Annotated in this window: 18 protein-coding genes; 9 read left to right on the forward strand and 9 right to left on the reverse strand. The window is 49.0% G+C overall.

Features of this window, described 5'->3' with window-relative positions; all coding sequences use genetic code 11:
• Positions 1–304 precede the first annotated feature (304 nt).
• Entirely contained in the window at positions 305–1,180 is an 876-nt protein-coding gene (locus tag LLG46_10450; protein MCE5323718.1) for a hypothetical protein, read from the forward strand.
• 143 nt (positions 1,181–1,323) lie between these two features.
• Here the strand turns inward: LLG46_10450 and LLG46_10455 are convergent, their stop codons facing one another.
• Both LLG46_10455 and LLG46_10460 read right to left on the reverse strand, forming a co-directional pair.
• Positions 1,324–2,145 carry a carbohydrate ABC transporter permease gene (locus tag LLG46_10455; GenBank protein ID MCE5323719.1) on the reverse strand — a complete coding sequence of 274 codons (822 nt, stop codon included), beginning with the start codon at positions 2,143–2,145 and terminating at the stop codon, positions 1,324–1,326.
• Entirely contained in the window at positions 2,142–4,448 is a 2,307-nt protein-coding gene (locus tag LLG46_10460; GenBank protein ID MCE5323720.1) for an extracellular solute-binding protein, read from the reverse strand. The genes LLG46_10455 and LLG46_10460 overlap by 4 nt, the downstream gene beginning before the upstream one ends.
• 345 nt (positions 4,449–4,793) lie before the next feature.
• Here LLG46_10460 and LLG46_10465 point away from each other — a divergent pair, with 345 nt between their 5' ends.
• The 5 genes from LLG46_10465 to LLG46_10485 all read left to right on the forward strand — a co-directional run bounded on the left by LLG46_10465 (position 4,794) and on the right by LLG46_10485 (position 11,358).
• Positions 4,794–6,140 (forward strand): hypothetical protein, encoded by a 1,347-nt coding sequence (locus LLG46_10465; protein ID MCE5323721.1) that lies wholly within the window; start codon positions 4,794–4,796, stop codon positions 6,138–6,140.
• A 59-nt stretch (positions 6,141–6,199) separates the two neighbouring features.
• Complete coding sequence (locus LLG46_10470) at positions 6,200–6,757, forward strand: biotin transporter BioY (protein MCE5323722.1); 558 nt, start codon at positions 6,200–6,202, stop codon at positions 6,755–6,757.
• 280 nt (positions 6,758–7,037) lie between these two features.
• Positions 7,038–8,843 (forward strand): U32 family peptidase, encoded by a 1,806-nt coding sequence (locus tag LLG46_10475; GenBank protein ID MCE5323723.1) that lies wholly within the window; start codon positions 7,038–7,040, stop codon positions 8,841–8,843.
• A gap of 26 nt (positions 8,844–8,869) precedes the next feature.
• Positions 8,870–10,027 carry a radical SAM protein gene (locus tag LLG46_10480; GenBank protein MCE5323724.1) on the forward strand — a complete coding sequence of 386 codons (1,158 nt, stop codon included), beginning with the start codon at positions 8,870–8,872 and terminating at the stop codon, positions 10,025–10,027.
• A 188-nt stretch (positions 10,028–10,215) separates the two neighbouring features.
• The gene (locus tag LLG46_10485; GenBank protein MCE5323725.1) at positions 10,216–11,358 is read left to right on the forward strand and encodes a Gfo/Idh/MocA family oxidoreductase; all 1,143 of its coding nucleotides are present in this window, start codon (positions 10,216–10,218) and stop codon (positions 11,356–11,358) included.
• A gap of 61 nt (positions 11,359–11,419) precedes the next feature.
• Here the strand turns inward: LLG46_10485 and LLG46_10490 are convergent, their stop codons facing one another.
• From LLG46_10490 to LLG46_10500, 3 genes are all read right to left on the reverse strand, one after another.
• Entirely contained in the window at positions 11,420–11,686 is a 267-nt protein-coding gene (locus LLG46_10490; protein MCE5323726.1) for a hypothetical protein, read from the reverse strand.
• A gap of 426 nt (positions 11,687–12,112) precedes the next feature.
• Entirely contained in the window at positions 12,113–12,718 is a 606-nt protein-coding gene (locus LLG46_10495) for a PEP-CTERM sorting domain-containing protein (GenBank protein ID MCE5323727.1), read from the reverse strand.
• A gap of 29 nt (positions 12,719–12,747) precedes the next feature.
• Positions 12,748–12,984, reverse strand: coding sequence for a hypothetical protein (locus LLG46_10500; protein MCE5323728.1), 237 nt, complete (start codon positions 12,982–12,984; stop codon positions 12,748–12,750).
• 15 nt (positions 12,985–12,999) lie between these two features.
• On the opposite strand from LLG46_10500, the gene LLG46_10505 reads away from it, so the two are divergent.
• A complete protein-coding gene (locus LLG46_10505) occupies positions 13,000–14,256 on the forward strand; it encodes a hypothetical protein (protein ID MCE5323729.1) in 1,257 nt (418 codons plus the stop codon).
• A 132-nt stretch (positions 14,257–14,388) separates the two neighbouring features.
• Here the strand turns inward: LLG46_10505 and LLG46_10510 are convergent, their stop codons facing one another.
• Positions 14,389–17,772 carry a hypothetical protein gene (locus LLG46_10510; protein MCE5323730.1) on the reverse strand — a complete coding sequence of 1,128 codons (3,384 nt, stop codon included), beginning with the start codon at positions 17,770–17,772 and terminating at the stop codon, positions 14,389–14,391.
• Between the two features lie 328 nt (positions 17,773–18,100).
• Between LLG46_10510 and LLG46_10515 the strand changes: the two genes are divergently transcribed.
• Positions 18,101–18,616, forward strand: a complete 516-nt coding sequence (locus LLG46_10515) for a PEP-CTERM sorting domain-containing protein (protein MCE5323731.1) — start codon at positions 18,101–18,103, stop codon at positions 18,614–18,616.
• Positions 18,617–18,660: 44 nt separating this feature from the next.
• On the opposite strand, the gene LLG46_10520 is transcribed toward LLG46_10515, so the two are convergent.
• A complete protein-coding gene (locus tag LLG46_10520) occupies positions 18,661–19,560 on the reverse strand; it encodes a prohibitin family protein (GenBank protein MCE5323732.1) in 900 nt (299 codons plus the stop codon).
• A gap of 152 nt (positions 19,561–19,712) precedes the next feature.
• A complete protein-coding gene (locus tag LLG46_10525) occupies positions 19,713–20,318 on the reverse strand; it encodes a PEP-CTERM sorting domain-containing protein (protein MCE5323733.1) in 606 nt (201 codons plus the stop codon).
• A 272-nt stretch (positions 20,319–20,590) separates the two neighbouring features.
• On the opposite strand from LLG46_10525, the gene LLG46_10530 reads away from it, so the two are divergent.
• Entirely contained in the window at positions 20,591–21,727 is a 1,137-nt protein-coding gene (locus LLG46_10530) for an NDP-sugar synthase (GenBank protein ID MCE5323734.1), read from the forward strand.
• Positions 21,728–22,060: 333 nt separating this feature from the next.
• Here the strand turns inward: LLG46_10530 and LLG46_10535 are convergent, their stop codons facing one another.
• Positions 22,061–24,004 carry a hypothetical protein gene (locus tag LLG46_10535; protein MCE5323735.1) on the reverse strand — a complete coding sequence of 648 codons (1,944 nt, stop codon included), beginning with the start codon at positions 24,002–24,004 and terminating at the stop codon, positions 22,061–22,063.
• Positions 24,005–24,017 lie beyond the last annotated feature (13 nt).

Genomic DNA, 24,017 nt, shown 5'->3' on the forward strand with positions numbered 1-24,017 from the left:
GTTTTGCACGGCGTTAATTCCCGCAGCTTGCCAAGCCAATAAATTGCTGATGGTTCGGGATTTGAATCCTGGACTTCTATATTAAAGATTTTAATCCCCGAAGACATCAATTTTGTTCACTGGCAGTGACGCAATCCATCTATGTCTTGCGGGTGGGCAATATGATACGGATGTACGATGTAAATCGCTCAATCTTGACAAGTAACTCATCTGTTGATATCTTTGTGCTGTAATGCTTGGCACTTCAGTTCACGTGCCACAAATTAAATTATGATACAAGGGGGAAATAATGAGGTGGTTTAGGGTGTTTGTGATCATCAATTTGCTATTAATTGATGTGACTGCTGTGAATGCATGTGTTGGAGCTAGACCACTTTCTATGGGAGGCGCATTTGTCGGTGTTGCTGATGATGCTAACGCTACATATTGGAATCCTGCTGGTTTAGCCCAACTTAAACCAAACATGCCTTATTTCACTGGAATGCATACAACTACCAATAGAGATGAAATCAACTATCAAGATTATGCTTCAGTGGCGATGAGCATAACAGATGCAAAGACGGAACAGCCGCTTGCCTTTGGTGTATCCTACATCAAAAATAACATGCAACTTGGTTATGTGATAGATAAACAGGACTGGTATTGGGTGTCTGCAGCAGCTGATTTAGGCAAAGCAGGTATGCTGGGAATAAATATTCGACAGGTGGAGGACTCAGCGCCAGGTATGTCTGTAGATACAAGTGTTGGGTTAGATATTGGTTATCTTTACAAACTGGATAACCAGATCAGTTTTGGTCTGTTGATTCAAGATGTAAACAAGCCGAAGGTAAAAGTCGACGGTATAACTGCGACAGAATACTGTAGAAATATCAGACCCGGCTTTGCATTTAGGCCGGACAAAAACTCGCTTATATCAGCTGAAATTTATGACGTCACTGACGAAGTTGATAGAGCCTTTAGAGTGGGTTGCGAACTGCATCTGCCGGAATTTACGAAAAATTCCGTATTAACAGATTTTGCCGTTCGTGCAGGATACTATGGACTTGGTTCCAGCTACTCAAAAGGGTTTACCGCCGGTTTTGGTGTCGGCACTGAATTCGGCAAGTTTGATGCTGCTCTTCTCATGGGAGATTTTAGCAACACGATTTTGCTCAGTGGTTCAATGAACTTCAGTTGGTAGCATTATGCTGAACGTAATTGCTCAAAAATGTGTAACACTTGCATGCGGGAATGACGCTTATACACGGTGTTCTGAGTTGTTGATGGTCCGGGACTTAAATCCCGGACCTCTGTATTTGGGATTTTAATCCTGTTTATTAGGAATTATCCCTTCAACCCCGTCATCACAACACCCTGCACAAAGTATCTCTGCGCCAGGAAGAATATAATGAGCACAGGCAGTAGGACTGCAGTTGACGCAGCCATCAGCGAGACTATATCCACTCCCCACACGTCCGAGAATGTGGCAAGGCCGAGTGCGAGTGTGCGCTTATCTACTGAGTTCAGATAGAGCAGGGGAGTAAGGAAGTCGTTCCAGTGCGCAACAAATGAAAACACCGCCACGCTCACCAATACGGGTTTCGACAGGGGCATGATTATCTGCCAGAAGATGCGGAATGTGCCGCAGCCGTCTATCTTTGCGGCTTCTTCCAGTTCCACGGGGATAGTGAGGAAGAACTGACGCATCAGGAAGATATAAAACGCATTGCCGAAGAACGCGGGCACGATCAGCGGCAGCAGTGTGTCATACCAGCCGAAGCTCTTGAAGATTATAAAGATTGGTATCATCGTGACCATCGCCGGCAGCATCATCGTGCTCAGCATCAGTATGAAAAGAGTGTCCTTGCCCGGAGCCTTGAGACGCGCAAATGCGAACGCCACCATAGCGCTGGAGAGCATACCGCCCATTACCGCGAAGAACGTCACTATAACTGTGTTCAGCGCATACCTGCCAAACGGCATGAGCGTGAGGGCTGCCTTGTAGTTATCCCACTTAAGCTGGGTCGGCAGCAGGTGAATTCCTGGTTGAGCGACCTGTTCGGGCGTGCTCAGCGAGACCGTCACCATCCACAATAGCGGGATCAGAAACAATGCCGCTCCGGCAAGTATCAACAGATATGTAAATGCTGTGCGAATATACTTCATTTCTGACTAGACCCCTCGTAATAGACCCATCGCTGCGAGCCTTTGAGATGGAACAGTGTAATCAAGAGCACGATCAGGAAAAGTATCCACGCCATTGCCGAGCCGTAGCCCATCTTCATCCACTCGAAGGAGTTTTTCCAGAGGTAGAGGGCGTAGAAGAGTGTCGAGTCTTCGGGTCCGCCGCCGGTCATGATATATGCCTGGGTGAACATCTGCAGTGAATACATCGTTCCCACCACGAGCTGATAGAATATCGCGGGGGTCATCAGCGGCAGAGTGACATGCCTGAATATTTTCCATGCGCCCGCACCGTCGAGCTTGGCGGCCTCGTATAATTCCTCGGGGATTCCCTGAAGCGCAGCCAGATATACTATCATCGCTCCGCCGACACCCCAGAACCCCATTATGATGAATGCGGGCATCGACCACGCGGGGTCAAGCAGCCAGCTCGGCGGGTTCGCCCATATAGGCAGCCACGCGAAGTGCCCGCCGGATATTCCAGGAATTATGTTGAGGGTCAACAGTTTGTTGAGAATGCCGGTGGTCGGGTTGAACACGAACAGCCAGAGCATCGACGTCGCCACGCCCGAAATTACTACGGGCAGGTAATACATCGTGCGGAAGAGACGGATCCCGAACACCTTCTGATTCATCAGGACCGATACTGCCAATCCGCCAACGATGGCGAGCGGTATACTGAAGACTGCATAATAGCCCGTGACCGTCAGAGCCTTGAAGAACCTGGAGTCGGCAGTGAACATATCAGAATAGTTCCGCGCGCCTATGAAGTGGGCAGGGGATAGCGCGTCCCATTTGCTGAAACTGATTACCAACGACGCGAGCATGGCACCGAGTGTGAGCGTCAGAAAACCTATTATCCACGGCGAGGCAAACATATAAAACGTCGCGGCCTCTTTGCGGGCGGACCTGCTGCCGTTAGTGTGTTTTCGGACATAGGTTACGACCCCGACGGCCGTAATGGCCAGTGCGCAAAATGCGATTATCCCAAGCATTTTCCACGGCACTATAGGAAATCTGGACATATCTTCATTTGCCTTAGCCAAAATCGTATTTGCCGACTTTGCCGACGCGTCGAGTGCGGCTTTGGGAGACGCTTGGCCCTTCAGCGCTCGTTCGATATTTCTGGCAAGTGTATCCGACACTTCTTGCCAGCCCGGCACAATCGGAACAGTGCGACCGTATGGAATCTGGTCTATGAACCCACGGGTAATCGGGTCTGAATAGAACTCCGGCCTGTGCGCAACCGATATCCTCGCCGGTATTCGTCCCGCTACTTTGCATATGGCTGCAAGCTGCTCCGGGCTGGACGCGAATTTGATGAACCGCCATGCTGCCTCGCGGTGTTTGCTGCCGCGTGGGATTATGAGCGAGTTGCCGACCACCTCAATTGCGGGTTTGTCCTTATAAGGGACCCCTGCGACACCATAATCGAGCTTTGGAAAATATTTTTTGAGGTCGGGTATGCGGAACGGGCTGTCCACGCGCATCGCGACCATTTCCTGGCCGAACGGGTCCTGCGTGGCTCCCTTGAAATTTGCGGAAAATGTCTGAAGAGGCTTTACTCCGCCTGCCTCACGGTCCAGAAATGACTTCATCCATGTCAGCGCCGAGACACCTTCGGAACTATTGAATAATGCCTTCTTGCCGTCCTTGGAGAGCAGTTCGCCATTGGACTGCCAGAGATACATGGAAAAATTGTTCGGGTTATACAAGAAATCGGCATAGCCTATGCGTTCGATCCGGCCTTTGGCATCGCGCTTGGTGAGCTTCATTGCGTATTCTTCGAGCTGCGCCCAGGTCTGTGGAGGTTTGTTAGGGTTTAGACCAGCAATCTTGAACAGCCTCTTGTTGTAAAAGAGTGCGTTCGGACTCAAGACCCACGGAATGCCGTACAGCTTGCTCTCGTAGGTGTTCTGTTCGAGTCCAACTTTGTAGAAATCATGCACATCGAACTTATCGCGTCTGACCAGGTTATCAAGAGGCTCCAGACCGCCTCGGGACATAAGCTCGCCGCCAAGATGGGCATAAAATCTCACCACATCAGGCGGCACTCCTCCCGCCACTGAGAGTATCAGCTTCTGCTCCACATATTTTTGCGGGACCAGCATTGCGTTGACTTTGATGTCCGGGTTTTGACGCTCGAAGTCTGCGATCATCTTCTCGTAGGCGGCGCGCTCGTCCTGAGACGCGCCATACCAGAATACGATTGTTTCCTTAGCCTGTGCGCCCAGTGATGCAGTCAACAGAAGAATTGTTGTGATCAGTAATGCTCTAATTCTCATATAGTCATCCAATATAGTGGAAAATTGCGTTTATGTAAACACTACATTAAAGGCAAACAAGCCTGTCATTCCCGCGAAAGCGGGAATCCAGACACCCGGTTTTCGTTAGTGTGCAGGTTTCTGGATTCCCAGTCAAGCTGGGAATGACAAGTGAGCTTTACTCATACATCAGTTGGCTGTTCAACATAGTGTATAATTCCATTCACGTAAACAATACGATAGGCCATATTGCGCTGTTCCCGGCGTCTATAATTGACAATGACGCAGCTGCTGTGCTAGATTGACCGTGCAATGAAACTGCGTATTTGTTTAATCCTCTGTTTGTTATTATCGGCGTATGACCCCGTGTTTGCACAGGATTCTGTCGGCGAACCGGATGTCGTGCGTCCTCAGCCTGTGTGCGTCAGCGACCAGCCTGAGAAGATAAGCGTGGAAGGCAGGCAGTGGGGACTGTTGGGACCAAAGATATGGGCGGACGGCGATGTGCTCTTTCAAAGAGGATCGACTCGAATATGGGCATCATCGGCTGAATATGATTACAATGCACGCACAGGCACCATGCGCGACGTTATGTTCACAACATGCTGTGCCAAAAGACCGGACTATCACATTCGAGCAAGTGAGGTAACCCTGCTTCCGAACCAAAAAATCCGTGCGCGCAATGCTTCTCTTTATCTGGGCAAACTTAAAGTATTGACGCTGCCGTCGATAAAGCTCAGGACTGGTGGGGCGAGTGCATCTACAAATGTCTTTCCGACTCCCGGCTTCAATAAGAACGATGGATTTACTCTCTCTCAAATACTGCGGATCATAGACAACGATCAATTCCATACGACAGCCGATATATGTCTGACCACGAATAACGGTGTGCAGGGTCAGTTGACCGGGCAATATGGTATCAATGGCAACCTGGACCGTTTTCCGGGACGCTTTTTGACCTATGATTCGCTGCGGTCAGATGTCCTGGACCTGCCTAAGCAGCCTGTCGGGGAGCCGTGTCCGCCCGAGATGCTTGAGCCGCCCGGCATAGCACGGTTGAGGGGGTTCGGGACATTTACGATCAAACAAAGGACGTATGACATCGAGAATGACAATCTGGTTGTCTATAGACAGCCCGAGTTCGGGTTGGACTATATAGGCAGGCAGATCAATTTTACCAAGACAAAACTCGATCCCAGACTGGATATCTACCCTGAGGTTATCGCGACATGGGGGCACTATAAGGAGACACCCGGACCAGCAGGTTTCATCGACCGCAATCAGCTTGTCGCCACAGCAGGCTTGAATATTATCCCGCTCGGTCCGTCCACCACTCTTCAGCCGGTAATTTCGCATACATGGTCGAACTACAGCAATAACGACCACTATCAACAATCCGCATTCGCGATAGACGCCAGCCACTTATTCCCGAACTCATCGTTTGCCTCAATCAGATATATAGCCCGCAGCGAGAGCGGCACAACGCCGTTTCAGTTCGATGATGTGGATATCTTTCACGAGTATCAAGGTGCATTCCAAGTCAATTTCAGCAAGCATACTATCGGGCTGGTGCTGAGTTATGATATTGATGAAGATGACTTCTATAACTGGGAAGCGCTGTATGGCTGGCGGAGTGACTGTCTGGCATCATGGTTGCGCTGGAACAACAGAATGGAGCGCCTTTCGTTCCATGTGACGCTTTACAACCTTTAGTTTTTTTTCATTTGATGTTACAATGACTGGTCGATTGTAGAAATGAGAGGTAGTCTATTATGCAAGTTCTGACTCAAATAAGAAGTAGGAAACTGACTGGTTATCAGGCGCTTATTGCATCCCTTATAGGCGCCGGGCTTACTGCTCTCTGCGCTAAGATCATATTTTATCTGCCTATAAGTCCTGTGCCGTTTACCGGACAGGTGTTCGCGGTGATATTGTGCGGCATGGTGCTTGGAGGCCGTCTCGGAGCGCTTTCGCAGATCGAGTATATTGCCATAGGGCTGATGGGTGCGCCTGTTTTTTGCGGTTCTGTTTCAGGTCCGACGGTCCTTACCGGCCCTACGGTAGGCTACCTCGTCGGGTTCGTGGGGGCGGCATATATGGTCGGTAGGCTTATGGAGACTCGTGAAAATGCGTCACTCAAGTTTGCATTTGCGGCTGGGCTTATCGGGGTAGGCGTGATACATACATGCGGAGTATGCTGGCTTGCCGTGTGGCCGGGACATCCATTTGCGGGTCTGAGCGCATGGCTGGTCGGCGCAGTGCCGTTTATTGGCGTGGATGCGGCAAAAGCCGCAATAGCCGCCGGTCTATGCACCAGAAAGCATAATTAGTATTTTGCAGGGTGTATCCCATAACTAAGATGTAGTTTATGTGTCATTCCCAGCTTGACTGGGAATCCAGGAACCATGTACCTGACGAAAGATAGGTGTCTAGATTCCCGCTTTCGCGGGAATGACATAGATCTAAGCAAGAGGTGCACCTTATTTAGTATTTGATATTTTATATTGATTATTGGATTATTGTTGTTGCGCAGGTCGGGGGTATTTTTGCCCCCGACTTACGTATTTATATTAAGGCGTGTGATAGAATTAATGTCGACCGACGACTGTTATGAAACCAATTGAACTTCTGGCTCCAGCAAAAGATATTGAATGCGGCATTGCTGCTATAGACTGCGGCGCGGACGCGATATATATAGGCGCGCCAAGGTTCGGCGCAAGGTCTGCCGCCGGAAACAACTTGGATGATATTGCGAGCCTGGCTGAGCATGCGCACAAATACTGGGCAAAGGTATACGTTACTGTCAACACGCTTCTGCGCGATGACGAGATAGATGAAGCTCTGAGAATGATCCGGCAGCTATATGATATAGGCGCAGACGGCATCATCATTCAGGACACCGCCCTGCTCGAATGCGACCTGCCTCCCATTCCGATTATCGCAAGCACCCAGATGCACAACAACACCCCCGAAAAAGTGTCATTTCTGGAGCAAGTGGGCATAAACAGGGTGATCCTTGCACGTGAACTCAGCCTGGATCAGATCAAGGCAATACGAACGGCTACAAAAAATATCGAGCTTGAGTTTTTCGTGCATGGAGCGCTGTGTGTCTGCTATAGTGGTCAGTGCTATATGAGTTACGCCCTGGGAGGGCGCAGTGGGAACAGAGGCGAATGCGCGCAGCCGTGCCGCAAGCCTTATGATCTGGTCGACAATAAGGGCAAAACCCTGATACCCGGCAGACACCTGCTTTCGCTCAAAGACCTGAACCTCTCTGAGCATTTGTCGAGCCTTATCGAGGCGGGTGTGACCTCATTCAAGATAGAAGGCAGGCTCAAGGAGAGGCCGTATGTGGCCAATGTGGTGTCGTTCTACAGGCAGAAGCTGGACGACCTCGGTGTCAAGAGGCCGTCATCAGGCGCCAGCCGGATCGATATCAAACCCGACGTGAACAAGACATTCAACCGTGGCTACACTACGTATTTTCTGCATGGCCGCGATTATGATATGGGTTCGATAGATACCCCCAAGATGGTAGGCGAAGCTGTGGGCAAGGTGACATCGGTCAGTGCGCGCGGAGTGACTGTGGATGCGAATATTTCCATGCACAACGGCGACGGCATTTGCTTTTTTGACAGCAGCGGCGATCTGCGTGGAAGTGTGATAAACAACGTACGGGGCAGGACGATCATTCCCGATAAGCTCGACGGCATAGAAAAAGGCACTTTTATCTTTCGCAATCACGATCATGAGTATCTTACGCGGCTGCAGAAGTCCAAAGCAGAGAGGCTAATCGATGTCTCGATGAGCCTGCATGACACGGATACCGGGCTGTGTTTGACTGCTGAGGACGAGGACGGCAACACGGCTGAATATTCGATAGAATGCGAGAAAGTTATTGCGCAAAAGCCCGAGCAGACCATCGACAATATAAATAAACAGCTCAGCAAGCTCGGCGGGACAATATTTACATGCACAAACGTGACGTTTGAACTCAGCGATATATACTTTATTCCGATATCGGTTTTGAACAGCCTGCGCCGCGGCGTATTGGATGAACTGATAGGAGTGCGAGCGGTGAACAGGCCGATTGATTATGGTGCGATCATCAGGAATGATGTGCCGTATCCTGAGACATATCTATCTTACCGGGGCAATGTGCTCAACATCTGCGCAAGGCGGTTTTATGAGCGCCATGGAGTCTCATCGGTCGAACCGGCGGCTGAGTCCGGTCTGGATATGCGCGGTCGCAAAGTGATGACCACTCGATATTGCATAAAGCGCCAGATCGGCCTGTGCGGATCATCAAAGCAGGCAAATGAGCCGCTGTTCCTGGTCGATTCTGAGGGTCACAAGTTGGAACTTCGCTTCGACTGCTCACGCTGCGAGATGGATGTGATATTGGTTAACGGTTGACTGCCGCACACTTTTTTGGAGCGATAATGATCGATATAACCAAACTATATTGTGGCAAATCTACTCCAGGCGACGCACTGCGATATGGCCGCGCGAGCCAGGGCGCGATGCAGCGCAAGCCGATAGTGGTGTGGAACTGCACTCGCAGGTGCAACCTCAAGTGCATCCACTGCTATTCGGATTCCGACAATATGGCTTACCCCAATGAGCTTACATTCGATGAATCTCAGGCAATGATACGGTCGCTTGCCGACTTTGGCGCGCCCGTATTGCTCTTTTCTGGCGGCGAGCCTCTGATAAGGGATGATATTTTCGAGCATGCCGCACTCGCCAATGAACTCGGCATGCGCACTGTAATATCCACCAATGGCACTCTCATAACTGAGAAAATGGCCGAGCATATCAAGCAGACAGGGTTCGGCTATGTGGGGATCAGCCTGGACGGAATAGGCAAGGATAACGATCAATTTCGCGGCAAACAAGGCGCTTTCGAGGCGGCTGTGCGAGGTTTTGATAACTGTGTAGCGGTCGGGCAGAAATGTGGTCTCAGGCTCACGCTCACCCGGCATAACTATGACCAGCTCGACACCATATTCGACTTTATCGAGCAGCACAATATCCCGAGAGCATGCTTTTATCACCTGGTCTATACGGGTCGAGGCGGCTCGATCAAGGATCAGGACCTCACGCATGAGCAGTCACGGTCGGCAGTCGATAAAATTATAGATCGCACAGCCGACTTTGCGCGCCGTGGACTGGATATCGATATCCTGACGGTCGACAATCACTGCGACGGTCCGTATCTATATATGCGTATGCTTCATGAGGGTTTAGGTCGGGCTGAGGACGTGTTGAAGCTATTGCGCGTCAACGGCGGCAACAGTTCGGGGATCAGCATTGCATGCGTGGATAACGAAGGCAATGTCCATGCCGACCAGTTCTGGCGGCACTATTCATTCGGCAACGTCCACGAGCGAGCGTTCGGCGATATCTGGCTCGATACATCCGATCCGCTTATGGCCGGTCTCAAGGATCGTAAAAAACTGCTCACAGGCAGATGCGCCGAATGCAAATGGCTGGAAATCTGCAACGGCAACTTCAGAGTCCGCTCCGAGGCGGTGTATAACGATATTTGGGCTCCCGACCCTGCATGCTATCTGACGGATGAAGAGATAGGGCTGTAAACCCTACGCTATGCGCTAGATATCGGATACCAAAGCCACCGACCCGCACAAGTTTTTGTCATTCCCTGTTGCCTTTCCAAGCTCAGCGTGTTAAAGTAGTCAAGGTGTATGTTGGTTATGGATTTAACCTCTTCGCCCGAAGAATTAGCGGCATGATTTAGCCTCATGCCGGTTATTGAGAGGACGATATGGACAAGCTGAGAATAGGCGTTATTGGTGTGTGCGGGCGAGGATCTCTTGCCGACAACTGGAAAGACAGCAGCCGTGCCGAGGTTGTAGCCGGGGCTGATGTAAAAGAAGAAAACCTCGCCGACTTTAAATCACGTTTTGGCGATTCGGTCTTCACGACTCTTGACTATCGTCAGATGCTGGATCGTAAAGATATAGATGCGGTGATGATAGCTTCACCCGACTTTATGCACGAAGAGCATGCTGTCGCCGCGCTTCAGGCGGGTAAGCATGTCTATCTCGAAAAGCCGATGGCCATCACCGTTGAGGGCTGCGATCATATCATCCGCACAGAAAAAGAGACCGGCAAGAAACTGATGGTCGGGTTCAATATGCGATGCATGAATATCTATCGCACCGCGAAAGACGTTGTTGACAGGGGCATGATAGGTGAGATCAAGGCCGCATGGGTTCGCCACTTCGTATGGAGCGGCAGCCATTGGTATTTCCATGACTGGCATGCCACAAAGAAAAACTGCACATCTCTGATGCTTCAGAAAGGCTCGCACGATATCGACATTGTCCACTGGATATGCGGGTCATATACAAAACGGGTTGCTGCGTTTGGTGATATGGACTTCTTCGGCGGCGATAAGCCTAATGACCTCAACTGCCGCACATGTGACGAAAAAGACACTTGTCTTGCAGAGACTCCGCATTGGGAGAAACTCATACAGTGCGCCAAGCGCAAGGATGTTGATGTCGAGGACAATAACTTCCTGTTGATGCAGCTCGAATCGGGCGCAAAAGCTGCATATCTGGAATGCCACTTCACGCCGGATGACGAGCGCAACTACGTGTTCATCGGGACCGAAGGCAGCGTGGAATTATCTGAGAGAGCCAACAAGGTCTGGGTCAAGACACGCCGCACAAACGATTATCGTGAACTATCAGATTGCACATACAAGATCAAGAAGTCCGAAGGCAGCCATGGTGGTGCGGACCCTGTCATCACAGAGGGTTTCCTCGACTATGTGATCGATGGCAAGGCGCCTATTGCGTCACCAATCGATGGGCGCATGAGCGTTGCGACAGGATGCTGTGGGGCACAGTCTATGCGAAACGGCGGCATGCCCGTTGATATTCCCAAACTCGATATCTAGCCGATCCAGGCTGGGACCATAAAAAAGCCCGGTTCACACTGTGGACCGGGCTAAATAATATTCATTGCCGCAGGTTCATCCTCGGACCTTTGATGTCGACCTCGCAAATAACGTCCCTTATCCCAGGTTTGAGCCTCAACACTTTCACGATCATGTGAAGCTCTTCATGGAGGTCGATGTCATCGCTGCTCCTGATCTTTTCAAGTCTGCCTCGAAGATAGATGACTCCGCGCATAACATGCACGTCCAGACTGCCTAAATCCAACGCAGACCGCTTTGAGATGTCCCTCATGACTTCTCTTGTCATGGCTGAATCGACTACCGTCATCTTGATCTCCCCCCTCCGCGGAAATAGCAAACCACTATTAGCCCGCATTATTCACGAGAAACGTGAATAATGCTCTCGGAAACCCGTATTATGCGCTTTATGCATAATACGGGCTAGATGAGACTATTGATGTTGAGCCTGATATAGAAGTATACCACCATTTTCTTAAATGTAGACATTATTCTTAAGAATTTACGCGCAAAGTTTTTATAATTCTGGGCGACACAAATGAATTAGGTGTTTTGAACCGCTGAGACGCTGAACGAGTTATGCAGTTAATGCGGTAAATATTGACAGCTGGGCAGGTTGGGGATAGAATGCGGGTGAGTTTTTAGGGATAATGCGTCCGGCGGTGTTTCGGGAACTTGTTCCCGAAACACCAAAACACCAAATGTCTTGTCAGTCGTAGTCTACAATGTTGGCTGTCTAGAGCACATGACGCCTTCGCATCTTGCTTATCCCCAGAAGTGCACTGCATATGGTCACTAATGACAACGCAGTGGATGGTTCCGGCACCTCAGTCACATTGTCAATTGCGAATTCTTGTCCGCCAATACCAAAAGAGGAAATCGGACCGCTCAGCGTTAAGCAACCGTGGACATTGCCGGTAAGTGCACTCTGGGTGACGGAAGCATTAACCCCACCAATCTGTACGCCGTCCAAATCCAGCATATTGTAAATTTTCTGTGTGTCTCCATTAACTTCAACTTTTGTGTAGCCACCATAGTTTCCGAACAACAACGATAGTCCTGAAATACTACCAAAACCGAAGTGAAGCATCACGTTGCCTGTCCAGGCTTCATTGCCTGATCCACAAGCATATCCATCTGATATTATGGTGCAATGGCCACTCAGGTAAGTGGACGAAAGAGCGTCCAGACTGATCTCAATACCATTTGATACAAATGTGTCTCCGACATAATAGTTTGTGTCTGTAACCAAGTCGTCAAAGTCGACTGCTGCTTGTGCGTTTGCCAAGGCTGGATATGTTAACAACAGTATTGTCACAACAACAACAAGGTGTACGCGCATAGTTGCCTCCATAGGATGTTTTGCAATTGTTAGTCGAGACAGGCAAGCAAAAAGTTCCAGTCGGATCTCGCCACTTTTTGATATGCTGTGGTAATGCCGCTTATTTGCAGCCTAACAAAAGCTGATGTTGACAGCCTGGCAGGTTGGGGATAGAATGCGGGTGAGTTTATAAGGCTGGTGCGTTCGGCGGCTTCTGCAGCGGGATAGTTGAAATCATCAGGAAGTGCAAAGTTGACTGCTGACCGAAGCAACGAACGAAATACCATTGGATATTGCTGCGAATGGAAAATCCTAAGATTCGAGAAAAAAATATACGAGATTGGATCGAAGCACTGTATACTGTTCCGTCAACGTTCTTTCAGGTTGTGTTTCATCCATCGGAATTTTTGAAATGGCTCACGCGAAATGCGAATGTATCATCGGATCAAGATATCATAGGGCCAGTTTGGTTCTGGTGTCTAAACACGTTTATTAGTCTGATTGTTGTAGATAATATTTTTCCAAAAGGCAACATCCACAACAGCCTGAAGTTATCACTACCGAAGCTTGTAATGGGAAGTATGGTATTCTGGTTTTTCATTACAATAATGTTTCGAGGTTGGAATAGGGAGCAGAGATGGTTGGTTGCAAAAATCATCTGTTATGCTTCTGCATACTATCTGCCCTATTCAATTTTATCAACCTGGATCTGTAATTCTATCGGCCAGAGTCTGTATACATCTCTTTATCGATGCATAGTAAGTAATACCAATTTTCAATTGCGACCACAAGATAACTGGCAAACAATAGTTGCAGCATGCGGATTGGCAGTAATATGTTTCATATGGTTCTTATTTATAGTGAAAGGCATAGCGATGGTTGGTAAAAAGCCAAAGCGTAGTCGTAGGCTATATTTTAAGGTGATGATTTCAATAGCCATGATTACGCTTGTAAATGGATGTTTTTATCTTGTTGATCTATGTATTTATGCTTTGCCTGCTGCAAAAATCTATGTGAGCTGTGGAGACCTCAGCAAACCTCTAAAACTTAAAAACTTGGCCGGTTATGAAAACCTAGAAAAGCTTTCCAGAACAGTTGCAGCGGATCACACTTTTAAGACAACAGATAGATATCTATCTCAACAACTTGTTGTCATCGGTTGTGTTGCAAGCGAGGAGTTACTGGCAGAATCAAAGAGCATACGTGGTTTTGCTAACAAGCTCTGGCAGCAGCAGAAACAGCCAGAGAAATTTGAAGAAACGTATGCTCTGTGGATACCTAAAATTAAGGTAATATCTGATCTCTATGCAACAACAGACAAAATATCAAGATGGGAAAATGACCTCAAAACTTTAAGATCGTTGCGATATAAAGCTGATTTCCAGCTGCCAAAAGAAGGAACCAAGTGGGGTATCTGTTTCTACCGAACCTATAGCCCACCTCTGCTTCTATGGCCATCTAGGCAAAGCAGGTCTGCTATATATGTTGGAATAACGAAGCAAAATGGACAAAATGCTTTTTCAACACTTCACTCGATTGATCATAATCCATTCCGATGATCCGCGATGATCTATTACTTTGACCAAAGTGTCTGAACCTCGGAAAAGCTTGATGTGCTGCAGGAATGCCACTAATTTGCAGTCTGCAAATCTACTCATAATGTCCATCCCTGCAGCATCGCATAGTTATCACTAGTAAACCACTATATCGTCTTGCTCCCTGGGCAGTATTGCGCGGCACACTGCGCCGGATATCAACTCGCACGAGACTATTCCGGTCACGGACACATAATCTCCCACCGCTGGCTCTGAAAGAGAACCGGATGTGACCCTGATAGTCGTGCCGGAACGGCTTTCGATATAGAAATATGTGGATGAGGTGGATGTTACTTCGCCCCATGTGGTTGCCAGCAGTCCGATGTTGTTTGCGCCGTATGCGCCGGTGATTCCCGGTGTCTGAGCATTAAGCGCAGCGCCGCCCAGATAGTCGCCTCGAATTCCAAGCGGGGCAGGGGGATCATCAGTCGTGCCTAGATTGTAGAGTTCCGTGCAGATGATCTGGCGCTCACCGTCGGATATCGATATGGGACCGATAACATTCACCAGACTGTCGCGAGTAATGGCCGCATCAGATATCACTCTAATCCCGCTCACCCTGTCGAGGTCCTCGATATAGAAGTAGCCTGAGAATGCACCAGTTACGGCTTTGTCTGCAAGTGAGACCGTTGTCCCGGCAGACAGACTCTTTGCCTCCGCGATTGTGTCCACTTCCTGAGCGGCTTGATCCTGCAATGTGACTGCGCATACGCCGTCGGAGTAATTGTATAGCCGTGAATATGTCATAAAGCCCTGGCTGCCTGAGTAGAATATCCTTGGTGCCAACTGCGGGATCAGGTTCGATACGAGCGCGATCTTCGGTGATGAAGACACTACACCGGTCGAATCGACAGTGGTGTAATATATGTCAGAGTTTGCTGAATCTGATGAGCGGTAGTCTTCCCATACGACTCTATATATCGACCCGTCCCAGCAAGCGCTCGGCTTGGATTTTGTCTTGGTCCCACTGTCGATACAAAGGCCGGAGGTGTCGAGGGCCGAGCCTGTTGTGGAGACCCTACACCCCGATATTCTGTTGATGTCCGACCATGTGACGAAATAATTGCCGCCGCCATAGCATACGCTGGGTGTCGTTTCACTGTAAGTTATCTGCGGCATGGCGATTCCACCTGAGTCCTGCACGGTTCCCGAGGAGGTCACGCGCGTGCCGTATATCCGCGCTGACGAGCGGTAATCCTCCCAAACCACAAAGTAATTTGTGCCGTTTGAGGCGGTATAAGGGTTCAATTGGCTGCCGGTGGAGGTGCAGATTGTCGCGTTTGTAACTGTGCCGCTGGACGATACCACGGCGCCGTATATATCAGTATAGTAATTAGGCGAGACAGCCGATCTGGAATCCTCCCATGCCACAAAGAAGCTGGTTCCGTTGGATGTCGCACATGGGTCTGCTTGATCTTCCGAGGCCACAGATATTGAAAATGGTGATATGCTCAGTTTGTTAAGATTGGAATCCAAAAACCAACCGCGAATATCCCATTCGGTGGATGAATATGTCTCATTGCCCGACCATACCACAAGATATTTTGTTCCGTTCCATGCTATCGACGGTTCGACCTGGTCGCCGTAATATGTGGAAGTGATATTTACTGGCTCGTCACACAGCGGCTCGCCATCATGAGATATCCTTGCAGCCATAATATCGCAGCTGCCGTTTACGCTTTGGGACCATACGACTGCGTATTCACTGCCATTATCGGCCACGGAGTAGTCATTCTCATCGTCGAGCGCCATGGATGTCGTATTACCTGCAGCGTTTTGCACCGATCCGCCGTTGGTTACGAGTGTGGTCAGCGCATCCGAGTCCGTCACGCTGAAACTGCTCCATCCCGCAACAAACGAGCTGTTTAATCCTGCCGCACATCCACATGTCGCGCCCGCCATACCGGTCGATATTGCAATACCCGAAGCGTCGAGGACTGTGCCGCTTGTGTCGAGCCTGGCTCCGCGCATGGTCCTGTCCGAGCCCTTAGCGCGCCATAAGGCCAGCAGCCTGCTGCCATTATATTCGACACAGGGCATCTCCTCATCGCCGGACTGAGTAGATATCGCAATGCCGCCTTTGTCCAGAACGGAGGCTGCTGAACTTACCCTTGCTCCATATACATCGGACTCATCGTCTGAGTTTCTGTAATCTTCCCAGACGACCATGCATGTGGTGCCCATGCCACAGATACGCGGGTTCATCTGGATTCCCGGCGCTCCGGTCGACCCGGTCGACGTGCATGAGATCAGCACATCCCCCGTTAAACGGACGCCGAGCCGTGATACCCTGCAGCCGTATATGTCGGTATTGCTCGATGAATAATTTCTATAATCGCGCCAGACGACAATATAGTTGGTCCCGTTGTATGCCACATCCGGCATCTCGTCATTGTTGGCGGTCGTGGAGATGCCGTATCTTCTGCTAATAGTCCCGTCCGAGTTGACCTTGCAGCCATACACATCCAGCGAGGTGCTGATTGTGTCCTGCCAGACCACCAGCCAGCTGCTCATGTCCGATGCAACTTTAGGGTAATACTGATTGGCGGTCGATCCAGACAGAAGAATTCCCTGAGGATCGAGCACTTCGCCGTTTGGTCGGACCCTGCAGCCGTATATGTGCTGTAGAGAATTCCGCCTATCCGCCCAGACCACAAGATATTCGGTGCCGTTCCAGGCGACATCCGGTGTAAGTTGTTTGCCCGAGGATGTGGATATCGGTATGCCGAGCACATCGATAATTTCGCCGCTCGAACTGATCCTGCAGCCGAATATGTCCGAATCATCGGGACCACGTGTGTCCGACCAGACTGCAAGGTAGCCATTACTGCCCGCAGCAATGCTCATTGATTCCTGAGTTCCCGGCGCAGCGCCGTATGTCGGGCAGACCAGTGTTTCATTGCCGACAACAGGGTCCACCTGTATCGGGAATTTTGCGCTGGATATAAAATTGTAAGGGATACATATTTTCAGACTATTGCCGCTGATTTGTGGAAGACACGCGAACTTTTTACCTGCACTGTCTATCACTGTGACCCTGCCGTAAGTAAGCGCCACATGACCATTTTTATCGGTAAAGATTATGCCGAAAGGTGAGGTTCGTGGAGTGTGTGGGGAATATATCTCGCCTTCGATAATAACGTCGCCTATACTCTTCGGCTTGTAATTTATGACCCATGTCTGCTCCACGCCCTTATCCAGAGCGCTGTAGCTTTCGGATATGATATTGCCGTAATAATAGCAGACTGCATCATGCGCAGTTTTTACTTCAGGATCGCCTTTGAAGATAATCCGCTTTGCGCCCAACTGCAGGCTATGGAATGCGTATTTGAAATCAGCATTACGCGATGATCTGGAAAGATATCGAAACTCACCATTCGAAAATTCGGCACTGTAGCATTTGTGTTTAAATGACTGAACTGCTTGTGCTTGAGTGTTGCACAGACAGACAATTGTGAGAAGCAGGGTTAATCGCAACATAGGTCTTGTGTCCTCCTTTGCCGTTGGGCTTGAGGGCGTGACATTACGCCCGGCTGCCGATGCCACATCGAAGTATACCCGTCTGCCTGCCATGAAAACCTGAGTTATGAAATTATTATTTAGTACGGTAATTAAGCTCAACATTTATTGTGCATGAGTTTATATTAAACTACGCCATTTATGCCAGCTCAGGCGAAATATGGCACGCATCTTGCACGTCATAAGGCAAGTGAGTAGGATGTATGACAGGTGCATTCGCTTATTGATGGGCCAGCACATAATCGTTTGAATTCCTGACAGCTCAGCAGCCAAAGGAGGGCGATGTCTGATGCGAGCGTTAATTATCGCCGCGATATTGATTGTCTGCTGCGGTCCGGCGATGTGCCAGGCAATAGGCGCACAGCAATATAGTGCACTTGTTATGGGACAGCCGGTAGATATAGGTGACCCGAGCGCATGGGTCTACACACTGACAAACACAAGCGCGAGCGCAAACTATACAATCTGGCTCCTTGCGATCGAAGTTGACGAATCGACGGACGTTCTCAATGTGTCTTCACCGTCGGGATGGGCATGTGACACCAGCGTGCCTCACTTCATCAGTTGGATGTATGTGACGAATGAGCTATACGCTGGGGAGAGTGAGAATGGGTTCCAGGCGGAGTATAGTGCTGCGCCTGCATATCAGTCATGGACAGTAATGTTCAATAACATCGATAATCCGGGTGAAAGCCCGAGTGAGTTCGGCGTGCTGGAGACGGCTGTGCCGGAACCTGCTAGTATGATTGCTATGTTGGTGGGGATTACATCCCTTGTCGGAGTAAAGATGCGAAGGCGAGTCTAGTGTGATGATAGCCCGGTTAATAATGCCGGGCTATCTTATCATATTTACTGACCGTTTCTGAGCAGTGAGTTGATATCTATTATCACACCATTGCCTGCACCGCCGGAGACGGTCGGAACATGGCCGTCCCACTTCTCTATCCATTCGCGCGCAAGCACTTTTGAACCACCTTGCGCCTGAAGCGCCTGTGCATTTAGTTTGGCTGCTTCCGCCGCGCCCTTTGCCATAGTTACTTCAGTCTGCCTTTCCAGTTCCGCCTTCTGCAAAATGTATTTCTGTTTCTCAGCCTCCTGCTGAGCGACCTGTTTAGCCTCAATTGCGGCATTAAATTCAGTTGAGAAATTGAAGTTTGTTATGGAGAGCCCCGCCGGCTCAACAATTAAATCATATACACTCAGACGTTTGGTGATATCTTCTTCGACACCGGTCTTAACGGCCGCTCTATGCTTAATAAGTTCTTCAGCCGTATACTGGGCAGTCACCATCTTAATGGACTCCTGCACAGCCGGATCGATTATTCTCGACTTATAGTCAATTCCCACAGATTTATAGAGATCACCCACGCGTGCTGGGTCTATGTGAAAGTTAAGCGCCAGCGATGTTGTTACTATCTGCAAGTCCTTGGATGCTGCAGTCGCCTCTGAGGCTTCTTTTTGTGTCCTGACTTCCATAAGTTCAACTGAATTTACATACGGGACGATGAAACTTATACCTTCGTTCAGCGTTCCCCTTACAGCTCCGAAACGCATCTTTACACCGCGGTAACCTGCAGGCACGATGACGATGGATGCTGACAGCAAGCCGCCGATCACCATTACAATGGCCAGAATCCTGGTTGCCCATGCCCAGGGTCTCAAATTGATATTATCGCTGGTTTCCTTGTGAAAGCGTCTGAGCATAAACGAGACCATAAATAAGATCAAACCAAGCCATACAAATCCCATTACCATCCTCCTTGCGACCACAGTTTGTCGCAGAATATAATTCGTCGTTGTTTTGCACTAGTCCTTTAGGATGATTTCAAGAATCTACTTGAAAAAATGGCCTGTGATCCAGATCACAGGCCATAAGAACACTATACTATATAAAAAACAGGTTATGCCTTCTTGCGTCGGGCTATGCTAAATCCACAAGCCAATATGCCGCTCATAATGACTATGATTGATGACGGTTCGGGAACAGTTGCATCCAGAATAAGTTTTGCCGAAGAAAGGATGCCATATGGGTTCGTGCCCGTAGCGCCGCCTGCGATATTCGATGGCACAAATTCCACATAAATAGTACCTTTGCCATCCAAGAGAAAGTCCCAGGGCACTACATTGTATCTGTCGAACGGCTCAAAAGCATCGGTTTGTGAAAAGCTCTCACAACTTGGGTATGTTGTTGTGCCCAGTGTAGATGTGCCTGCATCCCAAGCCGTGCTGCTGCTGGGTCCATTTATTCCTATATAAAACATACCGCCCCAAGGGCCGCTGAAACCTTCCGTCAAATTATAGTAGTATCCGGGATAAACCGCGCCGGACCACTCAATACTCATGCCGGATATGCTAGTAAACTCCCGGCCAAAGTCAATGTTGAAATATCTGGCAGACCCATAATAATATCCTGCTGCGGGGATCGTCAGTTCATATGTTCCTGCATATGCAATCCCGACACTGCAGGCAATAAGCAGTAACACTGCAACTAACATCATTTTTCTCATACTTTTACCCCTTCCAATATTATCGATCTTTTGCTTTTCATTCTATTGCAATATATATTATTAGTGCTTGGTTGTCAACGGTTAATTTATATGATTTATTGTATGAATGCTTATCTAACCCGGATTATGCATAAAGCGCATAATCCATGTCTCCGGGAGCATTATTCACGTTTCTCGTGAATAATGCGGGCTAACACCATAGGGCAGACAAACCGATAATACCTTTAGAACTCCGTAATTTTACGGGTATGCAAAAGAATGGGGTAACTCTCATGAAAGCGATAATATTGGCGGGTGGAAGACCAACACAGTTCCATTGCTATGCGTCCGATTGTCCGAAGCCGATGGCTCCATTGTTCGACAGACCAGTGATGGAACACACCATAAATCTGCTCCGCAAGCACGGTATAGAGGATATAATAGCTGCCATATCGCGAGATGGGCAGGATATAATAGATTACTTTGGCAATGGTGCCCGCTGGGGCGTGAATATCAACTACTGCATAGAAAATGAACCTCTTGGGACGGCTGGAGCCGTGAAACAGGCTCGAAAGATGATCGACGGCACATTTTTAGTCATTCATGGCGACATAGTGACCGATTTCGATCTTGCCGACGCAATAAGGAAGCACAAAAAGTCCTCCGCAATCGCCACTATCTTGCTTGCCGAGGTCAATGAACCGACTCAGTTCGGCGTTGTCGGGTGTGATGAGTCAGCTAATGTGACACGGATTCTTGAGAAGCCCAAATCGACCGAAGTATTTACAAATATGGTCTCGACCGGTATATATATACTCGAACCCGAAGTGATGAGCTGTATACCTTATGATGCGTCATGCGATTTTTCCAGAAAAGTTTTCCCGGCGATGCTTGCGAACCGTGAGTCGATTAAAGCATTATCGCCTGCCGGATACTGGTGTGACGTGGGAGATGCGGGTCAATATCGAAACGTACATTTCGACGCACTGACAGGAAAACTAATGCTCGATCTGCCGGCCACGCACATAGGCGAGGGGATATGGATTGGTGAAAGGGCTGTTGTGGACCCGAGTGTGGAGATATCCGCGCCGGTCTACATAGGCGCTGGTGCCAGTATCGGAAGAGGCGCAATAATCGGCAGCCGCACAGTGGTTGGTGAAGGCAGTGTGGTCGATGATTATGCACAAGTCTCGCACAGCGTAATTGGGAGTGGCTCATTTGTCGGTCGCGATTGCCGCATCAGCAGTTGCATTGTGGGCGGCGGCTATAGTATCACTGAAGGCGATGGGCTATCTGATCAGATGTTGATTTCCAATATCCACTACTCAAAGCCGACAGTCGAAAGCTCTCCCACGATTCCAACAACTCCATCAAAGCGCGGAATGGAGAGTCGTAAGATCGAAGCCGGTGTCGTGATAAGACGAGAATGAAAAATAATTGCGGAGATGTCGACTCATAAATTCAGCATCTCCGCAATTGGAAAATTGTTGACATAGTCCGTGAGCTATGCAGACTATGATCCCTCTCTCCAGCAACCGGTTACCTGATCCGTACATTTGGTCAAGTCTTCCTGGTTTGAATTCTCAATATCATATCCACGCTCACACTCCCACCTTATGAACCTCTTTTCGGGAAAAGGTGATTTATGCGATGTCTGAAGTTTATATCTTGCTCTCATATGGCGGCAAGCACCCTGTACTGGTTCGATCTCTGTCTGTGACATATAATAAATCCTCCATTGGATGAATGTTCGATGATTACGTTTAAAACTTAATTCCCAGGTTCAGTTCAGTCTTATATTCAGACTCTTCCGGTATCAAAACCTGGTCCTGCATATATCGTAAATAGTAACCCGTCAGCGAGAGGTTGAAATCCGACCCGATTGAGTGTTCATAGCCAAGGGAATATGTGTTTTTCGAGACTTCAGACCCGTCCAGGCTGCGCGCCATCTTATATCCAGTCTTCATTTTGCCGTGACCGAATGCCGGGACTTCCAATTTTACCTCGCGTTCATCCGACAAGGCGTTTTCAGAGTATTCGTCTTTGGATGTATAATTGGTTGTCAGTCCGATACTGCCGAACGTGAACTTCATACCCATCGTTGTAGCTTTATATTCTTGCACAGTACCGCTTGTGTTCTCAGGATTCTCTTGATAGTCGCCGGTCAGTTTTATAAATTTGAATGGGGCCAACGAGAGGTTGAGCTTTCTTGTGTCTGGGGCAAAGTCCTGCTCCATGCATCGGTCGCGAAGGCTGCCTGTCATGCTCAAAAATGTCCATGGCGATGTTGTGGCGGCATAATCGCGTATCGTCATGATACCGTTGCTGCTGTCGGTCACCTGTTTATACCCTGCGGACAGCTTCATTTTTTTGCTTGGTGACATCTCCAGCGCGGCGCCCTTTGTCATGGCATCAGTGTCATCTGCGCCCGATTGAGAAAAATTAGCTGTAAGCTTGGCATTTTTAACCGGTGTCACCGACAGGCTGACATCTTTCTTAAATTCGTTTTCATCGCTATCGTCAGAGTTTGTCTCGGTATATGCCGCTTTCACCGTCACTTGGGACATTGGAGATATCGTGACGGCAGTCGACACTTTCTGTTGAGAGCCATCGGCAAGTGAGTCTTTCTGCGTAACGGTACCCTGAACACTCATACCCTGGATCGCACTTGTTGTAAGTGACGCCTGCCTAGTCTGAACCTGATTTGTGGAATCATCATCCGTTGTGTTTGTGTTTACAACGCTCAAACTTGTGCTTGTCTTGGAACCTATCTTTTGATCCAACTGCACTTTGCTGGTCTCGATGGCCGTTTCTGAGTCATCAGCTAGGGAATTGCCTTTCTCAGTAGTCGAATGAGCCATTGAGACTTTTGTCGCACCCGTGGGAGCATAGGTCATGGTCTGCTCGTTGACACGTGAATAATAGCCCTCATTTGTTCCTGATGTCTGGTCAGCATTTTGAAACTTGAAGCCGGTCTGCAGTTTTCCTAGTCCATAGGTGCCTGAAAGGTTCATGGTCTGCTGGCCTGTCGTAAGCCCATATTGTTTGGCTCCGGCAAAATCTTTTCCTGCTTTGGAGTATGTTCCGGTGAGTTTGAGTCCACCCAGGTTCGTTGTGTTGCTGAGTTTGAATGCAGAGGTGTCCAGATTATCGGCAGAATCCGATTCGTCGTCATTTGTCTTCTGGCTCATAAGGAACGTAGACTCGAGCTTGCCGCCGGACCATGACTTATTACCACCAACGCCCATAACCGCATCTCCTGCCTCACTGTCGGTTGCACTTTTCACATAAAGGCTGGTTAAGTTCAGTCCTGAACTACCATTCTGCATAAGGTTGATGGAGACAGGTGTGTTTGTGGTGCTTGATGTGGATTTTGAGCTGCTGGTTTTCTTATATGAGACACGCACGATTGCATCACTGAGCACATTTGCATTGAACGATATCATACCGTTTGTGGTGTCGACATTATAATCAGTGGTCGAACGCAGCGTCCTGCCGTTCAGGACTACGCTCACTGTGTTCGAGTCGATCTGGTTCCACGAAAGAAAATAGGGACCCTTATTGCCATGACCCACAATGACGTCCGTGACAACACCGAGAGCGTCGGTAGAGGTGGAATCCGCAATCGAAGGCGTAATATAGCACAGCGCGAGTGCAGCCATCATGGCTGCAGCTATGCGCTTGAAGAAGATTATTTTGCGAGTCATTCTCCTTCCGCCC

It is taken from the genome of bacterium, from assembly GCA_021371935.1.
GTDB lineage: Bacteria > Armatimonadota > UBA5829 > UBA5829 > UBA5829 > UBA5829.

What these genes read in the sequence shown, in the direction of transcription:
- LLG46_10500 (MCE5323728.1), bottom strand. Translation starts at nt 12,984, where the DNA reads ATGGTATTTCGTTCGTTGCTTCGGTCAGCAGTCAACTTTGCACTTCCT.
- LLG46_10485 (MCE5323725.1), top strand. Translation starts at nt 10,216, where the DNA reads ATGGACAAGCTGAGAATAGGCGTTATTGGTGTGTGCGGGCGAGGATCT.
- LLG46_10520 (MCE5323732.1), bottom strand. Translation starts at nt 19,560, where the DNA reads ATGGGATTTGTATGGCTTGGTTTGATCTTATTTATGGTCTCGTTTATG.
- LLG46_10535 (MCE5323735.1), bottom strand. Translation starts at nt 24,004, where the DNA reads ATGACTCGCAAAATAATCTTCTTCAAGCGCATAGCTGCAGCCATGATG.
- LLG46_10470 (MCE5323722.1), top strand. Translation starts at nt 6,200, where the DNA reads ATGCAAGTTCTGACTCAAATAAGAAGTAGGAAACTGACTGGTTATCAG.
- LLG46_10505 (MCE5323729.1), top strand. Translation starts at nt 13,000, where the DNA reads ATGGAAAATCCTAAGATTCGAGAAAAAAATATACGAGATTGGATCGAA.
- LLG46_10475 (MCE5323723.1), top strand. Translation starts at nt 7,038, where the DNA reads ATGAAACCAATTGAACTTCTGGCTCCAGCAAAAGATATTGAATGCGGC.
- LLG46_10530 (MCE5323734.1), top strand. Translation starts at nt 20,591, where the DNA reads ATGAAAGCGATAATATTGGCGGGTGGAAGACCAACACAGTTCCATTGC.
- LLG46_10460 (MCE5323720.1), bottom strand. Translation starts at nt 4,448, where the DNA reads ATGAGAATTAGAGCATTACTGATCACAACAATTCTTCTGTTGACTGCA.
- LLG46_10515 (MCE5323731.1), top strand. Translation starts at nt 18,101, where the DNA reads ATGCGAGCGTTAATTATCGCCGCGATATTGATTGTCTGCTGCGGTCCG.
- LLG46_10510 (MCE5323730.1), bottom strand. Translation starts at nt 17,772, where the DNA reads ATGTTGCGATTAACCCTGCTTCTCACAATTGTCTGTCTGTGCAACACT.
- LLG46_10495 (MCE5323727.1), bottom strand. Translation starts at nt 12,718, where the DNA reads ATGCGCGTACACCTTGTTGTTGTTGTGACAATACTGTTGTTAACATAT.
- LLG46_10480 (MCE5323724.1), top strand. Translation starts at nt 8,870, where the DNA reads ATGATCGATATAACCAAACTATATTGTGGCAAATCTACTCCAGGCGAC.
- LLG46_10525 (MCE5323733.1), bottom strand. Translation starts at nt 20,318, where the DNA reads ATGAGAAAAATGATGTTAGTTGCAGTGTTACTGCTTATTGCCTGCAGT.
- LLG46_10455 (MCE5323719.1), bottom strand. Translation starts at nt 2,145, where the DNA reads ATGAAGTATATTCGCACAGCATTTACATATCTGTTGATACTTGCCGGA.
- LLG46_10490 (MCE5323726.1), bottom strand. Translation starts at nt 11,686, where the DNA reads ATGACGGTAGTCGATTCAGCCATGACAAGAGAAGTCATGAGGGACATC.